This is a genomic window from Allobosea sp. TAB14 (assembly GCF_052113865.1).
Lineage (GTDB): Bacteria > Pseudomonadota > Alphaproteobacteria > Rhizobiales > Beijerinckiaceae > Allobosea > Allobosea spartocytisi.
Genome location: NZ_JBFRDQ010000015.1, coordinates 27,165 through 44,642, shown reverse-complemented (window position 1 = coordinate 44,642; position 17,478 = coordinate 27,165). Strand labels below are relative to the sequence as shown.

16 protein-coding genes are annotated in these 17,478 nt (G+C 66.9%); 4 read left to right on the top strand and 12 right to left on the bottom strand.

What is annotated here, in order from left to right; genetic code table 11:
- From AB4Y99_RS03715 to AB4Y99_RS03690, 6 genes are all read right to left on the bottom strand, one after another.
- Nucleotides 1-334 (bottom strand): FGGY family carbohydrate kinase (locus AB4Y99_RS03715; protein WP_441522417.1); only part of this gene is annotated, 334 nt, incomplete at its 3' end.
- Nucleotides 331-1,050, bottom strand: a complete 720-nt coding sequence (locus AB4Y99_RS03710) for a GntR family transcriptional regulator (RefSeq protein ID WP_441522416.1) — start codon at nucleotides 1,048-1,050, stop codon at nucleotides 331-333. The genes AB4Y99_RS03715 and AB4Y99_RS03710, both read right to left, overlap by 4 nt.
- A 50-nt stretch (nucleotides 1,051-1,100) precedes the next feature.
- Nucleotides 1,101-2,111, bottom strand: coding sequence for a Gfo/Idh/MocA family protein (locus AB4Y99_RS03705; protein WP_441522415.1), 1,011 nt, complete (start codon nucleotides 2,109-2,111; stop codon nucleotides 1,101-1,103).
- Between the two features lie 9 nt (nucleotides 2,112-2,120).
- Nucleotides 2,121-3,143: a Gfo/Idh/MocA family protein gene (locus AB4Y99_RS03700; protein WP_441522414.1), complete on the bottom strand. Its 1,023-nt coding sequence runs from the start codon at nucleotides 3,141-3,143 to the stop codon at nucleotides 2,121-2,123.
- Nucleotides 3,144-3,155: 12 nt separating this feature from the next.
- Nucleotides 3,156-4,337: an extracellular solute-binding protein gene (locus AB4Y99_RS03695; protein ID WP_038362785.1), complete on the bottom strand. Its 1,182-nt coding sequence runs from the start codon at nucleotides 4,335-4,337 to the stop codon at nucleotides 3,156-3,158.
- Between the two features lie 147 nt (nucleotides 4,338-4,484).
- Nucleotides 4,485-5,669, bottom strand: a complete 1,185-nt coding sequence (locus tag AB4Y99_RS03690; protein ID WP_191124182.1) for an ROK family protein — start codon at nucleotides 5,667-5,669, stop codon at nucleotides 4,485-4,487.
- A gap of 132 nt (nucleotides 5,670-5,801) precedes the next feature.
- Here AB4Y99_RS03690 and AB4Y99_RS03685 point away from each other — a divergent pair, with 132 nt between their 5' ends.
- Genes AB4Y99_RS03685 through AB4Y99_RS03675 form a run of 3 tightly spaced genes read left to right on the top strand, consistent with a single transcriptional unit; the run spans nucleotide 5,802 to nucleotide 8,814 of the window.
- Entirely contained in the window at nucleotides 5,802-6,548 is a 747-nt protein-coding gene (locus AB4Y99_RS03685; RefSeq protein ID WP_441522413.1) for a glucosamine-6-phosphate deaminase, read from the top strand.
- A gap of 3 nt (nucleotides 6,549-6,551) precedes the next feature.
- Nucleotides 6,552-7,586: an N-acetylglucosamine-6-phosphate deacetylase gene (locus AB4Y99_RS03680; protein WP_441522412.1), complete on the top strand. Its 1,035-nt coding sequence runs from the start codon at nucleotides 6,552-6,554 to the stop codon at nucleotides 7,584-7,586.
- 31 nt (nucleotides 7,587-7,617) lie between these two features.
- The gene (locus AB4Y99_RS03675) at nucleotides 7,618-8,814 is read left to right on the top strand and encodes an extracellular solute-binding protein (RefSeq protein WP_142022788.1); all 1,197 of its coding nucleotides are present in this window, start codon (nucleotides 7,618-7,620) and stop codon (nucleotides 8,812-8,814) included.
- A gap of 169 nt (nucleotides 8,815-8,983) precedes the next feature.
- Here AB4Y99_RS03675 and AB4Y99_RS03670 read toward each other — a convergent pair whose 3' ends face one another.
- Genes AB4Y99_RS03670 through AB4Y99_RS03650 form a run of 5 tightly spaced genes read right to left on the bottom strand, consistent with a single transcriptional unit; the run spans nucleotide 8,984 to nucleotide 15,053 of the window.
- Nucleotides 8,984-10,726: an ABC transporter ATP-binding protein gene (locus AB4Y99_RS03670; protein WP_441522411.1), complete on the bottom strand. Its 1,743-nt coding sequence runs from the start codon at nucleotides 10,724-10,726 to the stop codon at nucleotides 8,984-8,986.
- On the bottom strand, nucleotides 10,723-11,541 hold the full coding sequence (locus AB4Y99_RS03665; protein ID WP_441522419.1) for an ABC transporter permease: 819 nt from the start codon (nucleotides 11,539-11,541) through the stop codon (nucleotides 10,723-10,725). Before AB4Y99_RS03665 ends, AB4Y99_RS03670 begins: the two co-directional genes overlap by 4 nt.
- Before the next feature lie 50 nt (nucleotides 11,542-11,591).
- A complete protein-coding gene (locus tag AB4Y99_RS03660; protein ID WP_441522410.1) occupies nucleotides 11,592-12,536 on the bottom strand; it encodes an ABC transporter permease in 945 nt (314 codons plus the stop codon).
- A 35-nt stretch (nucleotides 12,537-12,571) separates the two neighbouring features.
- Complete coding sequence (locus AB4Y99_RS03655; protein WP_441522409.1) at nucleotides 12,572-14,113, bottom strand: ABC transporter substrate-binding protein; 1,542 nt, start codon at nucleotides 14,111-14,113, stop codon at nucleotides 12,572-12,574.
- Nucleotides 14,114-14,168: 55 nt separating this feature from the next.
- Nucleotides 14,169-15,053 carry an alpha/beta hydrolase family protein gene (locus AB4Y99_RS03650; protein ID WP_441522408.1) on the bottom strand — a complete coding sequence of 295 codons (885 nt, stop codon included), beginning with the start codon at nucleotides 15,051-15,053 and terminating at the stop codon, nucleotides 14,169-14,171.
- A gap of 158 nt (nucleotides 15,054-15,211) precedes the next feature.
- Between AB4Y99_RS03650 and AB4Y99_RS03645 the strand changes: the two genes are divergently transcribed.
- Entirely contained in the window at nucleotides 15,212-15,877 is a 666-nt protein-coding gene (locus AB4Y99_RS03645; protein ID WP_441522407.1) for a GntR family transcriptional regulator, read from the top strand.
- Nucleotides 15,878-15,910: 33 nt separating this feature from the next.
- On the opposite strand, the gene AB4Y99_RS03640 is transcribed toward AB4Y99_RS03645, so the two are convergent.
- Nucleotides 15,911-17,452, bottom strand: coding sequence for an ABC transporter substrate-binding protein (locus tag AB4Y99_RS03640; protein ID WP_441522406.1), 1,542 nt, complete (start codon nucleotides 17,450-17,452; stop codon nucleotides 15,911-15,913).
- Nucleotides 17,453-17,478: the final 26 nt, after the last annotated feature.

Sequence of the window (17,478 nt, the reverse complement as noted above, 5' to 3'; positions counted from 1 at the left end):
GGCGGGTGGCCGCCGCTTCCGAACGGGTGTCCTTCCAGGTGATCGCCGGCCGGAGCTGGCGGCCGTCGCGTCCGAGGAAGACCTGCGTGCGGGTGACGCCGCAGATGGCGATGCCTTCGATCGCGCCGAACAGTTCGGGCTCGGCCTCCGCGAGCTTGGCGGCCGCTTCGCAAAGAATCGTCCACCAGGCTTCGGCATCGACCTCCGACCAGCCCATGCGGTCGATCAGCGTCGGGCCGATGATGACGCTTTCGGCCAGCGTCCGGCCTTGTCGGTCGATGAGCGCGGCGCGGAAGCTGGTGCCGCCGAGATCGCAGGCGAGGACCACGCTCATGGAGTGACGCTCCCGACCTGCCGGCGGATGGTGAAGCGGTAGATGTCGCCGCGGATCAGGTTGTCGCTGAGCTCGATCACGCCGCCGACCGCGTCGCGGGCGATGCGCTGCGAGCGGAAGATCGCGGTGCCCGAGGGGATGCCGAGATGGCCGGCGTCTTCGGACTCGGCCGCGAGCGGTTCCAGCGTCTCTTCGACGGTCGCGACATGGATGCCGCGGCATTCGGCGAGGTAGCGGTAGAGCGAGGCATCCATCAATTCATCCGGTTTCACCGAGCCGAGCACGCCGGCGCCGAGGCGCGAGCGTTGCAGCACGGCCGGCTCGTCGTCCAGGCTGCGCAGGCGCAGGAGGTCGACGATGCCGTCGCGGGCGATGTCGGCGCCGAACAAGGTGAACTCGGCCGGCGTCGCCGCGCGGGTGGCAAGAGCGAGCACCCGCGTCTTCGGCACGCGGCCGGCCATGCGGGCCTCGCTATGGAAGTCGACGATGCTGCCGAGATGCTTGGTGATGTGGCGCGGCCGGTAGAAGGTGCCCTTGCCCTGCCGGCGTTCGATCAGCCCCTGGTCCTGCAACTGCTTCAGTGCGGCACGGATCGTGGTGCGGCTCGCGCCGTAGCGTTCGCAAAGCTCATGCTCGGAGGGGATCGCCCGAGAATCGTCGCCCCCGGCCGCAAGGCCGAGTTCGAGACTATGGGCGATCTCCTGATAACGGATCATGCGGCATTCCCGGCGGGATGCCGTATAGGRAGATACAAATCCGATACAAGTCAAGCGGTGCGGCGCGCCGCCTGCAAGATTTCGTCGACGAGCCGCTGCGAGGCCAAGGCCTCCTCGCCGGAGATGGCGGGATCGCGGCCTTGTTCGATCGCGTCGAGGAAGTCGGCGATGACGGCGCGGTGGGCGTCGTGCGGGAAATCCATGATGTTGGCGCCGCTGCCGGTCGAGCCCTCGGCCTCGACCACCTCCTCGCGCCCGTCGAGGAAGGCGAGGCGAAGCCGTCCGCCGATCAGCGAGGCGAAGCCCTTCGTGCCGGTGATCTCGATGCGCTCGGGATAGCCTGGATAGGCGGCGGTGGTGGTGACGAGGGTCGCGGGGGCGCCGTTACCGGTTTCGAGCAGAGCGGAGACGTAGTCTTCCGTTTCCATGCGATGGATGGCGGTGGTGCGCGCCTGCGCCGCCACGACCTTGGAGACGCCGACGAGGGAGCGGAACAGATCGAGCGAATGGATTGCCTGGGTCAGCAGCACGCCGCCGCCGTCGCGGGCCAGCGTGCCGCGGCCCGGCTCGTCGTAATAGCTCTGCGGCCGCCACCACGGCACGGTCAGAAACGCGGCCTCGACGCTGCCGAGTTCGCCGGAATCGAGCGCCGCTTTGAGGCGCAGGCTCGCCGGCCGGAAGCGATGCTGCAGCGTGACGCCGAAGGTTTTCCCGGTGCGGCGGGCGGTGTCGACGAGGCGCTGGCCGCGCTCGCTGGTCAGCTCTAGAGGCTTTTCGACCAGAACATGTTTGCCGGCTTCAAGGCAGAGGGCGGAGACGTCGAGATGGCTCGAGGGCGGCGTGAGCACGATGGCGGCGTCGACGGTGGGGTCCGCCAGCACGGCATCGAGATCGGTCGTAGTCGGGAAGGGGAATTGCTGCGCATAGGCCTTGGCGCGGTCCGGCGTGCGGCTGACCGCCCAGCGCACTTCGGCACGGTCGGCCAGATCGAGCAGGCTCTTCGAGTGCGGCAGGGAGGCGGGCCCGAGCCCGATCACGGAGATGCCGAGCTTGCGTGTCATGGCGTTTCCTCAGGATCGCGCTTCAGGCCGCACCGGSAGCCGGGCCGCCTTCGCCTGCGCCTCCAGGGCGAGGCGGCAGACGGTGAAGGTGTGGCGCTGGCTCACGGCCGTCTCACTGCGGGCGCCGATATCCACGATCAGGTCGCGAAAATAGGTCAGAGGCTCGTGCGAGGCGTCGATATGGCGGGTGCCGGACTTGTCGACGAGGAAGACATGGTCGGTGCCCGGCCGGCCGGCGATATCGACATATTTGCGCAATTCGATGGTGCCCTCGGTGCCGAGGATGGTGAGGCGCCCGTCGCCCCAGGTCGGCAGGCCGTCAGCGGTGAACCAGTCGACGCGAATATAGCCGCCGGCCCGGTCGCTGCGCAGCAGGATCTCGCCGAAATCCTCGAAATCGGGGACGTCCGGCCCACCGAAATGGCCGACGCCGGAGGCGACGATTGCCGCATCGTCCGAGCCGGTGAAGTGCAGGAACTGGTCGATCTGGTGCGAGGCGATATCGGTCAGGATGCCGCCATAATGGCGCTTGTCGAAGAACCAGCCCGGCCGGATCGCCCGGTTGAAGCGATGCGGCCCGAGGCCGAGCGTCTGGACGACGCGGCCGATCGCGCCGTCGGCAATCAGTTTGCCGGCTATAATCGTCGCGGGAACGATGAAGCGCTCGGAGAAGCAGACCGAGAAGATGCGCCCGGTCTCCGCTGCCGCCTGCTCGACCGCGGCGAGCTGGTCGAAATCGGTGACGCCGGGCTTGTCGACCATCACATCCTTGCCCGCCCGCATCGCGCGGATGGCGAGGGCGGCGCGCTCAGCAGGGATGGCGGCGCAGAGGATGAGATCGATCGCGGGATCGTCGATCAGCCGGTCCGCGCTCACCTCCGGCAGGGTCGGAAAGCGCTCGCGGAAGCCGTCGAGCACCCGCTCGTCGCTGGTCGCGGGATCGAAGCCGACGCAGGTCGCGCCGGCTGCGAGGAGACCGCCGACCATATGGTAGATATGGCGGTGGTCGAGGCCGATGGCGGCGAAGCGCATGCCGGATAGCTCCTATTGCGGCGCCCCGTGGCCGACGCCGACCTCCTGGTCCCAGCGCCGGAAGGCGGCGACGAGGCGCTCCGGCGTCAGCGGCGGCCGGGTCGGCAGGGTCTCGATCAGCTTGTCGTATTCGGGGCGGCCGAATTCGGCGAGCACGTCGCGGCTCTCCTGCGGCGCCTGCGCCAGGGTGACGCCCTTCACTGCCGGGCCGGGATAGAAATAGCCCTTGTCGAAGGTGAAGGCCTGCGCCTCCGGCTTCAGCATGTAGGACATCAGCGCGAGCAGGGCCGGCATCTTCTCGGCCGCCGTGCCCTTCGGGATGCACATGAACTGCGTGTCGGGAATCCAATGGGTCTTGTCGAGCACGAAGACCTTGGCCTCCTTCGGCACGATGCCGAGCGCGCGCGGGTTGATGTCCCAGCCCAGCGTCGAGACGATGACGTCGCGGGTGCCTTCGCCGAGCTCCTTCATCGTCGCGGCGGTGCCGCCGGGGTAATAGTCGATGCCGGTGCCGAGCTCCTTGAGATAGGCCCAGCTCTTGTCCCAGCCCTTCATCGGGTCGCTCGGGTCGGAATCGCCGAGGATGTAGGGCAGGCCCTGCAGCCAGGTCCAGCCGGGGCCGGAATTGACCGGCCGCGCATAGGTGAAGCGCTTCGGGTTCTGCTTGACATAGGCGAGGAGGTCCTCGGCCGTCTTCGGCACGGTCTTGAGCCGGTCCGGCGCATATTCGAAGAGCGGGCCGGAGGGCGAGTAGACCACGGCGACGCCTTCGTTCTGGCCGAAGTTGCGCTGCATCATCAGCGCCTGCTCGTGATAGATCTCCTCGGCCTTGGGCAGGCTCGCGGCATGCGATTTCCAGACATCGACCCAGAGCCCCTGCTGGATGCCGTCCGACATGGCGCCGGGGCCGGTCAGCACGAGGTCGATATCGACGCGGTTGGCCGCCTGCTGCGCCTTGAGCTTGCCCGGCAGTTCCGGCGAGGGCGCGCGCGAGAAATTCAGCCGCGAGATCAGCTTCGGATTGTCCTTGCCGAAGCGTTCGATAGCCGCCTGGGTGAGCTGCAGATTGCCGGCGACGTCGATGATGTTGAGCGCAACAGGCCCGGATGCGGCTTGCGCGAAGGCGCCTCCGGCCTTGAGCGCGGCGAGGCCGGCCGCGCCGGCCATGACGGTGCGTCGTGTCGGATGTGTCATGTTCTCTCCCTGGGTTCACGGCTCTCTTCTGACGTCATGAGCGACGCCGCGGAGCCCTTACGCTGGGATACTAGTGCACTACTTTCAGTGCCAACAAGCGCATTCCTGCGCATGGCCGGCATCCATTTGTCGAAGCCGGAACGTGCTTCAGGCCGAATTCAACAGCAGCGCCTCGGCGGCCCGGCTCAGGAGCGGGGCTGCGGCGCCGTGGATCTCATAGAGCTGGCTGGCATCGACGCTGACGAGGTCCGGCACGGCGAAGCCGTCCATGGTCCCCTCGGCCCGGAACAGCGCATTGAAATGCGCCCAGAGCTGCGGATTGCTGGCGAAGGGACCGCTGACCGCGATGCGGGCCGGAAACAATAATCGGCAGGCATTGGCCAGCGCCCGCGCCAAGGTCCGGCAGGCCGTGTCGATCTCCGGCAAGGCGAGGAGGTCGAGCCCGGCGAACTGGCGGGACAGGCGCTTCTCGTCCTCGTCGAGCGCGGGCCAGTGCCGGCGCAAGGCCGGGAGCAGCGCCCAGAGCGCGGCGCCGGTCTCGAGGCAGCCGGTATTGCCGCAGCCGCAGGGCCGGTCCCCCAGCGCGGCCAGCCGCCAATGGCCGAGCTCGCCGAAAGAGCCGGCCGGGGCGAAGGGCCTGCCGTCTTCGGCATAGGCGAGGCCGATGCCCCAGCCCCAATGCAGCAGGAGCGTGCCGCCGCTGAACTGCTCGGGATCGCGGGCGGCACGGGCGCGCAGTTCGGCATCGAGATTGCGGCAGATCTCGACCGGCCCGGCGATAGGCGCAAGGACCGCTTCGACATCGAGTCCGCGCATCCGCGGCCAGCGCGAGGCCAAGAGCCATTGGCCGCGGCGCAGGTCGATCAGGCCGGAGAGCGAGACCGCCGTGCCGGCATGGCTCATGCCGGGCGGCATCGCCTCCAGCAGGGTCCGCGCCAGCGCGGCCATGGCTTCGGCGATGGTCTCGTTGCTGGCCTCCGCCTCGATCGGCATGCGGCGCTCGGTGACCAGATGCCCGCTGAGATCGACCAGCGCGCCGGACAGGGATTGGCTGGAGACATGGATGACGGAGGCGCCGATCCGTCGATTATGGGCCAGCAGGATGGCGGAGGGGCGGCCTCGGCCCGTGGCTTCGCCGGTCGTTTCGATGACGAGGCGGCGCGCCACCAGATCCCCGACCACGCGCGAGGTGCTGGTCGAGCGCAGGTCGAGCAGGCGGCTGAGGTCGCCGCGCGAATGGGCCTGGCCGGCGAGGATCAAGCCATAGGCACGAGCGCAGTCGCGCTGATGCGCCAGTCCGAAGCGTGTTTCGTCGAGCGCGATCAGACTCATGGCAGCTTCGGGAACGAGCGCTGTATTTCAGAACGGTTGCGTTCAAAATTAATCATTGCGTTCCGGAGCGGCCTTGGTGAAGCTCAGTGCCAGAATATCGGAAATTTTAGCTCGCAAAAGGTTCAAAAATCGATGATCGAGATGCATGTCGCCTCCGACAAGGATCTTCTCGGCCGGCAGGCGGCGGCGCTGGGCGCGCAAGTGATCCGCGAGGCGATCGCACGTGACGGGGAAGCCTCGATCGTCGTCGCGACCGGCGCGAGCCAGTTCGAGATGCTGTCGCATCTGGTCAAGGCCGAGGGCATCGACTGGTCGAAGGTCACCGCCTTCCATCTCGACGAATATGTCGGCCTGCCCGAGACGCATCCGGCGAGCTTCCGGCGCTATCTGCGCCTGCGCTTCATGGCGCCGCTGAACGATGCGCCGCGCTTCGTTCCCGTCGATGGCGAGGGGGATCCGCAGGCGAATGCGAAGGCGCTGAGCGGCCTGATCGCCGGCCGGCGCATCTGCGTCTGCTTCGCCGGCATCGGTGAGAACTGCCACCTCGCCTTCAACGATCCGCCGGCCGATTTCGAGACGGAAGAGCCTTACATCGTCGTGACGCTGGACGAGGCCTGCCGGCGCCAGCAATTCGGCGAGGGCTGGTTCCCGAGCTTCGAGGCGGTGCCGCAGCAGGCGATCTCGATGAGCATTCGCCAGATCATGAAGAGCGAATTGATCGTGCTCTCGGTTTCCGACACCCGCAAGGCCGAGGCCACGAAGGCGGCGCTGGAAGGGCCGGTCAGCAATCTCAGCCCCGCCTCGATCCTGCAGACGCATCCGCGCACCGTGCTCTTCATCGATCCGGCCGCCGCCGCGCTGCTGACCCGGAAGGGCTGAGGGATGCGCACGCCCGGCCTCGTCGATCTCCAGGTCAACGGCTTCGCCGGGGTCGACTTCAATTCCGGGACGATCACGGCCGGCGAGCTCGACCGGGCGCTGGAGGCGATGCTGGCGACTGGCGTCACCACTTGCCTGCCGACGATCATCACGGCGCATCCCCACGAGCTGGAAGCGCGCTTCGCGGCGCTCGACAAGGCGGTCGCCGAGAGCCGCCTCGGGCCGCTGATGTGCCCCGGCTATCATCTCGAAGGGCCGTTCCTCAATCCGGCCGGCGGCTATGCCGGCTGCCATCCGCCCGAGGCGATGACGGCGGCGGATGCCGGCCTGATCGCGAAGCTGGAACAAGGCCTCGCGCGGCCGATCCTGATGGTGACGCTGGCTCCCGAGGTCGCGGGCGGGATTGCGCTCGTGGCTGCGTTGGCGCGTCTGGGCAAGGTCGTCGCCATCGGCCATGCGGCGGTGGATTTCGAGATCGTGGCGGCGGCGGCCGATGCCGGCGCGACGCTCTCGACCCATCTCGGCAACGGCCTGCCGCAGCAGATGCACAAGTTGGTCAACCCGCTCTTCGCGCAGCTCGCGGAGGACCGGCTGATGGCGGGCTTCATTGCCGACGGCATCCATATCCATCCGAAGGCGCTGAAGAGCCTGATCCGGGCCAAGGGCTTGGAGCGCTCGATCCTCGTCACCGATGCGGTCGTGGCGGCAGGCGCCGAGCCGGGGCGTTACAGCTTCGCCGGCATGCCGGTCGATCTGGCGGCTGACGGCTCGGTGCGGCAGCCCGGCGGCGTTTCGCTCGCGGGTTCGGCGCTCAAGCTCGACGACGCTGTGCGCAACGTCGTCGCCTGGGGCATCGCCACGCCGGAGGAGGCGGTGGCGATGGCCTCGACCCATGCGCTGGCCGCGATCGCGGGCGCCTTGGCTAAGGCCGGCATCGCCTTGCCGGAGAGCGAGATCGCATGGTCGCCGGAATTGCGGGTGCGCAGCGTCCGGGTCGGCGACATCACGCGCGAATTTGCTGCACCCGCAGCGGCCTGAAGACGTCACCATCAAACAAAAGGGGAGAACCATGACGGAATTCTCGAAGGGTATCGATCGCCGCGCCGTCCTCGGAGGGCTCGGGGCGCTGGCGACCGGAGCGAGCGGCGCCTTCGCCGCCTCGCCGCCGCTGCCTTCCGCGCCGGTCGCGATCAACATCATCGATGTCGGCGGGGCGCTGGCGCTGATGCAGCAGGCTTTCGACGATTATCGCAGCGCCAATCCCAAGCTGGTCTCGCGCATCACCTATGTGAAGGCGCCGGCGCCGGAGCTTGCGAGCAAGATCAAGGCGCAGCAGGATGCCGGCCGCTCCGATCTCGACCTCGTGCTGACCGGTTCGGACGGCCTCGCGGCCGGGCTCGAGCAGAATCTCTGGCTCAAGATCTTCCCGGATTTCGCCGACAAGTTCCCCGGTCTCGAGGAGAACTACGAGCCGGCGGCGCTCAACCTTCACAAGGCGCAAGGTGCGGGCTTCGGCGTGGTGATGAACTATTACCCGTCCGGCCCGCTGCTCGAATATATGCCCGACCGCGTCAAACAGGTGCCGACCACGGCGGAGGAGCTGCTGGCCTGGGCCAAGGCCCATCCCAACAAGTTCATGTATGCGCGCCCGACCAATTCGGGACCCGGCCGCACCTTCATGATGGGCCTGCCCTATCTGCTCGGCGACAAGGACCCGCAGGATCCGGTCGGCGGTTGGGACAAGACCTGGGCCTATCTGCAGGAACTCGGCCAGCACATCGAGTATTACCCGGCCGGCACCGGCGCGACGATGAAGGAGTTCGGCGACGGTTCGCGCGACATCATCATCTCGACGACGGGCTGGGACATCAATCCGCGCGCCCTCGGCATCGTGCCGAAGGAAGCCAAGATCCAGACGTTGAAGGGCTTCCACTGGGTCTCGGACGCCTTCTTCATGTGCGTGCCGAAGGGGGTGCCGAACGACCGCCTCGCCGTGGTGCTCGACATCATGGCGCATGTGCTGCAGCCGAAGATGCAGGCCTATTCCTATGACGAGGGCTATCTCTATCCCGGCCCGGCGGTGAAGAACGTGCCGCTCTCGCTGGCGCCGAAGCGCAGCCAGGAGGTCATCGCGGAATTCGGCCGGCCGGAATATGCCGAGCTCATCGCCAACAATCCGATCGAGCTGCCGCTGAAGCCCGACAAGATGGTCGTCGCCTTCCGCAAATGGGACGAGCTCGTCGGCGCCAAGCAGCGCAAGGGCTGAGTTCTTCCCTGCACGTCATTCTCGGGCGTCGCGTCAGCGCCGACCCGAGAATCTCCGGACAAGAAGGTGGGGGAGCCTCCTCCGGCACGAGGTGCTCGGGCCAAGCCCGAGCATGACGCGCGGTTTGGCTGTCGCTCCAGCTTGCGGCACGCTCAATCCGAAAAGGCGATCAGGCCGAGGCGGAAGCCTCGCCCTCGCCCAATCGCCAGAACAGCCTGACGCCGCCGTCGCCGGTGCTTTCGAGGCCGGGCACGGCCGAGAGGAGTTTCTTGGTGTAGTCGTGCTGCGGGTTGTCGAAGATGTCGTCGCGGGGACCTTCCTCGACGATGCGGCCCTCATGCATGACGATGACACGGTCGGCGACCTGCTCGACCACGCCGAGATCGTGGCTGATGAACAGGCAGGAGAAGCCGTGCTTCTTCTGCAGATCGTCGAAGAGTTCCAGCACCTGCGCGCGCACGGTCACGTCGAGCGCCGAGACCGGCTCGTCGGCGATGACGAAGCTCGGCCGCCGCACGATGGCACGGGCRATGGCGAYRCGCTGGCGCTGGCCGCCGGAAAGCTCGTGCGGATAGCGATCGGCGAAGCCGTCCTTCAGCCCGACCTCGGCCAGCACCTCGGCGACGCGGGCCTTCTTCTGAGCGCCGCTCATCGCCTCGACCAGCCGTAGCGGTTCGCCGACGAGCTGGCCGATGGTCATGCGCGGGTCGAGCGACGAATAGGGGTCCTGGAAGACCATCTGACAGTTGAGCCGGTAGTCCCAATAGGCGGTGTCGCTCTTCGCGATCGGCTTGCCGTTGAACAGGATCTCGCCGCCCGAGGGCTTGACCAACCCGGCGATCGACTGGCCGAGCGTCGTCTTGCCCGAGCCGGAGCCGCCGACCACCGCGACGACCTCGCCCGGCTGCACGTCGATGCTGATGCCGTGCAGGGCGCGCTTGGGCGCGCTCTTGCGGAAGAAGCCCTGCCGGCCGGGATAGTCGACGATAAGGTCGCGCACGGCGACGATCGGGGTCTGGTCCTGCGGCAGGAAGCGGGCCGGCAGGCGCTGGGGCATCGCGGCCAGCAGCTTGCGGGTGTAGGGGTGCTGCGGCCGGGCGAGGATGTCCTCGGCCGAACCTTGCTCGACGACGTCGCCCTGGCACATCACGACGATGCGGCTGCAATAGCGCGCGACCATGCCGAGATCATGCGAGATCAGCAGCACGGCGGTGTCGTTGGCCTGGGTCAGGTCGACCATCAGCTCCATCACGTCGCGCTGGACCACGGCGTCGAGCGCGGTGGTCGGCTCATCGGCGAGGAGCAGAGCCGGTTTGAGCAGCATCACGGAGGCCAGCATGATGCGCTGGCGCATGCCGCCCGAGAACTGATGCGGGTAGGAGTCGAGCGCCCCTTCCGGATCGCGCAGGCCGACGCGCCGGAGCATGTCGAGGATCAGCGCCTTGCGCCCGGCGGCATCGAGCTTGCGATGCAGCTCAAGCCCCTCGTCGAGCTGGCGGCCGATCAGCATGGAGGGGTTGAGCGATGTCATCGGCTCCTGGAAGACCATGCCGACGCGGGAGCCGCGCATGGCGCGCAGATCCTTGCCGGACATGGCCATCACATCCTGGCCCTCGAAGCGGATGGCGCCGCCGGTCAGGCGCACGGCCGGCGGGATGAAGCCCATCACGGCCCGCGCGGCCAGCGTCTTGCCCGAGCCGGATTCGCCGACGATGCCGACGATCTCGCCCGGGAAGACCTGGAAGGAGACGTCGTTGACGACGCTGCGGCCGCTGGCCCCGATCTTCAGCGTCAGCCCGGCTACGTCGAGAAGAGGTGCGGCGGCCTTGTTCGACGCATGTTCGCTGACGCGGACCTTCGGTTCTTCACGCGAACCGGTGCCCACTTCGCTTGAAAACGCTTTGGTGGTCATCGCGAGCCCCTCATCCGCGGGTCGAGCTTGTCGCGCAGCGCGTCGCCGAGCAGGTTGATGCCGAGCAGGGTCAGCGAGATGCACAGGCCCGGGAAGATACCGAGCCAGGCGGCCTGGTCGATATAGGGGCGGGAACCGGCGAGCATGTTGCCCCAGGTCGGGGCCGGCGGCGGCACGCCGAGACCGAGGAAGGACAGCGCGCTCTCAGCCAGCAGCACGTAGCCGAACATCGAGGTCGCCAGCACGGTCAGCGGCGCGATGCAGTTCGGCAGGATGTGGCGGAGCATGGTGCAGCCCTCGCCATTGCCCATGACGCGGGAGGCTGCGATGAATTCGCGCTCGCGCAGCGAGAGCACCGTGCCGCGTACGACGCGCGCCACCGAGGGCGTATAGGCGATGCCCAGCGCGACGATGATGCCGTATTTGTTGGCGCCGAGCACGGCAAGCAAGCCGAGCGCCAGCAGGATGCCGGGGAAGGCGAGCAGTGCGTCGTTGAAGGCCATGATGACGCGGTCGGTCCAGCCGCGCATATAGCCGGAGAACAGGCCGATCGTGGTGCCCATCACGACGGCGAGCGTCACGGTCAGGATGCTGATCCACACGCTCGTCGCAGCACCCGCCATCAGGCGCGAGAGCACGTCGCGGCCGAACTCGTCGGTGCCGAGCCAGTGCAGCGCATTGGGCGCCACGAGCTTCTCGCGGAAGGAGAGCTTGAGCGGGTCGTAGGGCGTCCAGAGTGCGCCGGTGCCGGCGGCGGCGAGCAGGATCGCGATCAGCGTGCCGCCGACGAGCGCATTGGGGGCGGGGAGCTTCAGGCGGCGCTCGCCGCTCATCGTGCTGCTGCGGGTCATTGTGCCGTCGCCGCTCATTGCGCAGTCACCCTTGGATCGAAGACCGGGTAGCAGAGGTCGATGACGAGGTTCACCAGCACATAGGTGAAGGCGACGAAGAGCATGCAGCCCTGGATGACCGGGTAGTCGCGCGCGAAGATCGCATCGACGAGCAGGCGGCCCAATCCGGGGATGGTGAAGACGGTCTCGACGACCGCGATGCCGCCGAGCAGGTTGCCGAGCACGAGGCCGATCAGCGTCCAGGTCGGGCCGAAGGCGTTCTTGAAGGCGTGGCGCCAGAGCACGGCGCTCTCGCTGAGGCCCTTGGCGCGGGCATGGGTGATGTAGTCGAGCCGGAGCACCTCCAGCGTCGAGGCGCGCGCCATGCGCAGGATGACGCCCATCTCGTGCAGGAACAGCGTCAGGATCGGCATGATCAGGTAGAGCAGGCCGGCCTTGGCGTTCTCGGCGATCGAGACATAGCCGACGACCGGMAGCCAKYCGAGCTTSAGSCCGAAGAASAGCARSAGSAGCAGGCCGAGCCAGAAGGTCGGGATCGAGAGCAGCAGCGTGGCGGCGCTGACGAGGCCGATATCGAGGGACGAATCCTGCTTCCAGGCGGCGATCACGCCGGCCGGAACGGCAAACAGGCTCGCCAGCAGCACGGCAACGAGCACGATCTGCGCGCTGACCGCGAAACGCTGCAGGATCAGCGGCAGCACCGCCTGCTGCGACGAGATCGACTGGCCGAAATCGCCGTGCAGGACATGGCCGATCCAGATGCCGAACTGCACCGGCAGCGACTGGTCGAGGCCGAGCCGGGCGCGCAGATCGGCGAGGCTCGCCGGCGTCGCCAGATCGCCCAGCATCAACTGGGCCGGATCACCCGGAATCAGCCGGATCAGGACGAAGACCGACACCGCCACGATCAGCAGCGTCGGCAACGCCATCCCTATCCGCGTCAGCGCAAAGCGAAACATGCAAGCCTCCCAAGCTCGACGATCCCGGAAGCCGCCTACTTGGCGACGCTGACTTCCCAGAGCCGCAGCTGCGACGCCCAGGGCGTCACGCCGGTCACGCGCTTGGAATGGGCGATGATGTCGAGATCGTTATGGGTGAAGATCGTCGGCACCTGCTCGATGAAGCGCTTGTGCAATTCGTCGAAGAGCTTCTGGCGCTCGGCCGGATCGGTCACCACCATCGACTTGTCGATCAGGGCGAGCGCTTCGGGATCCYCCCAGACTTTGCGCGGCTGCTTGTCCTTCGGGCCGGAGATCTGCTCGAAGCCGAGCGCGGGGTCGAAGCGGCTCGAATAGGAGAAGGCCTGCATCTGGTAGTTGCCCTTGTTGTAGCGGTCGAGCTGCGTCGCCCACTCAAGGACCTCGATCTCGGCGTTGATGCCGACCGCCTGCATCATCGCCTGGGCGATGACCGCGGTGTTGAAGCTCGGCACCGAGGAGCGCTTGTTGGCGAGGATGGTGATCTTCTCGCCCTTGTAGCCGGCCTTCTGGAGCAGGGCTTTGGCCGCGGCGGGATCGTATTTGAAGCCCTGCTTCTCGGCATCGCCATAGTATTTCGAGGTCATGTAGACCGGCGAGTTGTTGGGCTTGCCGAGGCCGTTGCTGACATTGGCGACGAGCTCGGGGAAGTCGATCGCGGCGGCGATCGCCTGGCGCAGGGCCTGGTTCTTCATCAGCGGGTCGCGCGTCTGGATGATCAGGCTGTGGCGGACCGGGTTAGGGGCGATCGCCAGCGTAACATTGGGGGCGTTCTTCAGGTCGGGCACGTCCGATTCCGGCATCAGCGCCATGTCGAGCGAGCCTGCGAGCAGGCCGGCTTTCACCGTCGCCGCATCGGGGATGACCAGGAAGCGCGCTTCCTTCACCAGCGGGCGCTTCGAGCCGATATAGCCGTCGCGCTTGTCGCCCTTCGGCGAGACGTACTGGTCGAAGGCGAGGAGCTGGACCGACTGGCCGCGCTTCCATTCGCCGAGCATGAAGGGGCCGGTGCCGACCGGCTTGTCCCAGCTCCCGTCGGCCTTGACGGAATCCTTGTGGATCACGGCCGTGCCGCCGCAATCGGCGCGGGCGAGCGTGTCGAGGAAGAGCCCGTTCGGCTTGTCGATCTCCATGACGAAGGTATCGGCATCCGGGGCCGTGGCGGAGACGACCTTGAGGCCGCTGCGCCCGTCGAGATCGGAGAGGCAGCGCCAGTCGGTCTTCGGGTCCATGTAGCGGTTCCAGCTCCACAGCACGTCGGCCGAGGTCATGGTGGCGCCGTTATGGAACTTCACGCCCTTGCGCAGGCGGAAAGTGTAGGTCTTGCCGTCGGGCGAGATCTCGACCTTTTCCGCCAGCAGCGGGCCGACCGAGCCGTCCTCGGCATAGCCGACGAGGCCCTCGACCATGTGCATCTCGACGGCGTCGGTGTTGCCGTCCCGGTTCACGCCGGGATTGGTCGAGCGGATGTCGGCGTTGAGCACGGCGGTGAGCGTTTGCGCGTTGACCGCGCCCGCCGACAGGGCGAGCGCAAAGGCGGAAGCGAACAGACGGTTCATGGTCATTCCCCTGTTGTCGTTGCTGTCGTGATCGACATGCTTATCGGTTTAGCCGTCAGGCGGCCTTGCGGGCGCTGCGGAGCTTCTTGAGCTCGGCGGCGAAGAAATCCTCGACGGTCGGCACGACCTTCTGGCCGTCATGGGGCGTGTTCGGCACGAGGTCGAAGCGGGCGGCGATGCCGTTTTCCGCGAAGTTGTCGCGCAAGCTTGCCAGCCGCTCGGGCCGCGTCGCGCCGGCATGGTTGGCGTCCGGCATCCAGTTGCGGCCGCCGGGCTTGTGGGTGATCTCCCAAGTCTCGAGATCGGCAGCGCCGACGATCATCTGAACCGCGACCTTCCGCATGGCGGGGATGTCGAGCTCCTGGCCGAAGAGTTCGGCGAAGTTGCGGGTGCCGACCCACCAGTCGCGCGTCGGATCGAGCAGGGTGACAGAGCCCGGCGCGCCGATCGAGACGCCCCAGAGCCTGTGCGGCTGGAGCATCAGGAAGCGATGGGCGAAATGGCCGCCGCCGGAATAGCCGAACAGGCCGAAGCGCTCGAAGGCGAGACGATAGCGCTCGCAGACCTCGTCGATGATGGCGAGCAGGACGTGGTCGTAACGGAGATTGCCCTCGCGCATGTATTTGAAGCCGTCGCGATAGCCGTCGCCCATCACGCCGATCGGGAAGAGCGGTGCCAGGATGATGCAGTTGTTCCAGCGGGCGAAGGCGGAGAAGGCGTCGCGATAGCCGGTGAAGCCGCGGCCGGTGCCGTGCATCGCGACGATCAGCTCCGGCTTCTCGCCGGTCTTTCCGAGATTCGGCGGCACATAGAGGCAGTAGGGGAAGCGCGGATCGTGCTTCGCCGAATAGATCGAGGTCGGCCCGTATTCGTAGAGCGCCTTGCCGCGCGCGGCTGCCTCGTCTTCCGGCTTGCCGGTCTGTTCTGCCACGGCGCTCACGGGCCTGCTCCTCTGGTGAAATTATTGGCGCCAATTATGTTGCATGTTATGGTCCGTTCCGCAACCAACTTCTGCCGCGCCGGACAATTCCTGCTTGCCCCATTTTGCTTACGCCAACCGGTGTCGATTTCGCTCGAGAATGCTTTAGAGAGCCTGCCATGACGTCCGAGCGGAAACGCAAAAACACCGGCACCCGACGGGCCGACCTCGCCAATGCGATCGCGGAGGCCATCCGCCTGCGGATGTATCGACCGGGCGAATGGCTGCGCCAGATCGATTTGGAGGAACGTTTCGAGGCGACGCGCTTCGACGTGCGCGGCGCGCTTGACGAGCTCACCGCGCGCAAGACGATCGAGCATGTCCCGAACCGGGGCTACCGCGTCGCCGAGATCGACATGAAGACCTATCAGGAGATCGTCGCGATCCGGGTCATGCTCGAGACGGCGGCGGCGGAAAGAGCGGTCGCGCGCATCGACGAAGCCGGGATCGCGCGGCTCGACGAACTGGCGGCGCAGTTCTCGGCGGCCGTATTGACCGGTAGCCGCACCGAGCAGAGCGAGATCAACCACGCCTTCCATCAACTGATGTACTCCTTCTGCGGAAATGCCGTGTTGCAGGAGACGATCTGGGCCTTGCGCGATCGCGGGCGCGGCTCGCGGATCACGGTGTGGRGCTCGCATGAATCTCTGCTGCGCAGCGACCGCGAGCACTATGCGATGATGGAGGCCCTGAAGGCGCGCGACGCCGGCCGCCTTGCCGCCCTGGTCGCGACGCATGTCGCCAAGGGGGCTACGCTGGTGCCGCCACTGGCTGTGCCGGTGTGAGCCGCAGCGTTTCCGCGCCGGGAAGCCTCCACCTCACCTGGCGAGGCTGACCTCCCAGAGCCGGGGCTTCGAGGCGACCCAGGGCGCGAAACCCTGCAGGCGCTTCGAGACCACGGCGGTGTCGACCTGATTGTAGAGAAAGATCAGCGGCGCATCGGCCAGCATCATTGTGTGGAGCTGGTCGAAGATCTTCTTCCGCTCGGCCTGGTCATTGATCAGCGTCGCCTTCTCGATCAGCGCATCGGCCTCGCGGCTGTCCCAGACCTTCGAGGGCAGGTTGTCCTTGGGGCCGGAGAACTGGTTGTAGCTCTGGGCGGGATCGATCCGGGCCGAGTAGCTGAAGGACATCATCTGGTAGTTGCCCTTCGAGAAGCGGTCGAGCTGCGTCGCCCATTCCAGGATCTCGATCTCGGCCTTGATGCCGGCTGCTTCCAGCATCGCCTGCGTCATGATCGCGACGGGGTAGCTCGGCACGGTCGCGCGCTTGTTGGCGATCAGCTTGATCGTCTCGCCCTTGTAGCCGGCTTCCGTGAGCAGCTTCTTCGTCCGGGCGGGGTCGTGCGCGTAACGCTTCTTCTGGACCTCGTCGTAATAGGGCGAGGTGATGTAGACGGCCGAGTTGTTGGTCTTGCCCAGCCCGTTCGAGACGGCGCCGACGATCTCGTCGAGATCGAGCGCGGAGGCGATCGCCTGGCGCATCTTCACATTCGACAGCAGCGGGTCGCGGGTCTGGAGCAGGATCGTGTGCTTGGTGGCGCTCGGCGCGGTCAGGACCTGCAGGCCGGTCTTCTGCATCTCCGGCACATCCTGGTCCGGAACGTCGGCGACATCGAGCGCGCCCGAGATCATGCCGGCCTTGACGGTCGCGCCATCGGCGATGGCGAGGAACTTCACCTCCGGCACGAGCGGCCGTTTGGAGCCGACATAGCCGTCGCGCTTGTCGCCAACAGGCGAGACATAACCGTCGAAGCGCTTCAGCAGGACGAATTCGCCGCGGCGCCAGTCGGCGAGCTGGAACGGGCCGGTGCCGATCGGCTTGTCCCAGCTTCCGTCGGGCTTCACGGAATCCTTGTGCAGGATCGCGACCATGGCGCAGTCGGTGCGGGCCATGGTGTCGAGGAAGAGCGCGCTCGGCTTTTCCAGCTTCATCACGAAGGTCGCAGGGTCGGGAGCGACCGCCTCGGTGACCTTGAGCCCGATCCTGCCGTCGAACYCCGGCTTGCAGCGCCAGTCGGTCTTCGGGTCCATGTAGCGGTTCCAGCTCCACAGCACGTCGGCGGAGGTCATCTCCGCGCCGTTGTGGAACTTCACGCCCTTGCGCAGATGGAAGGTGTAGGTCAGCCCGTCCTGGGAGACGTCGATGGTCTCGGCCAGCAGCGGCGCAACCGCGCCGTTCTCGCGATAGCCGACGAGGCCCTCGACCATATGCAGCACGACGGCGTCGGTGTTGTCGTCGCGGTTGACGCCCGGATTGGTCGAGCGGATGTCGGCATTGAGCGCGACATTGATGGTCTGCGCCTGTGCCGCGCCGCCGATGAGCGCGAGCGCCAATGCCGAAGCCGAAATGCGGATCATTCCCGTTCCCCTTGTTGTCGTGTCGT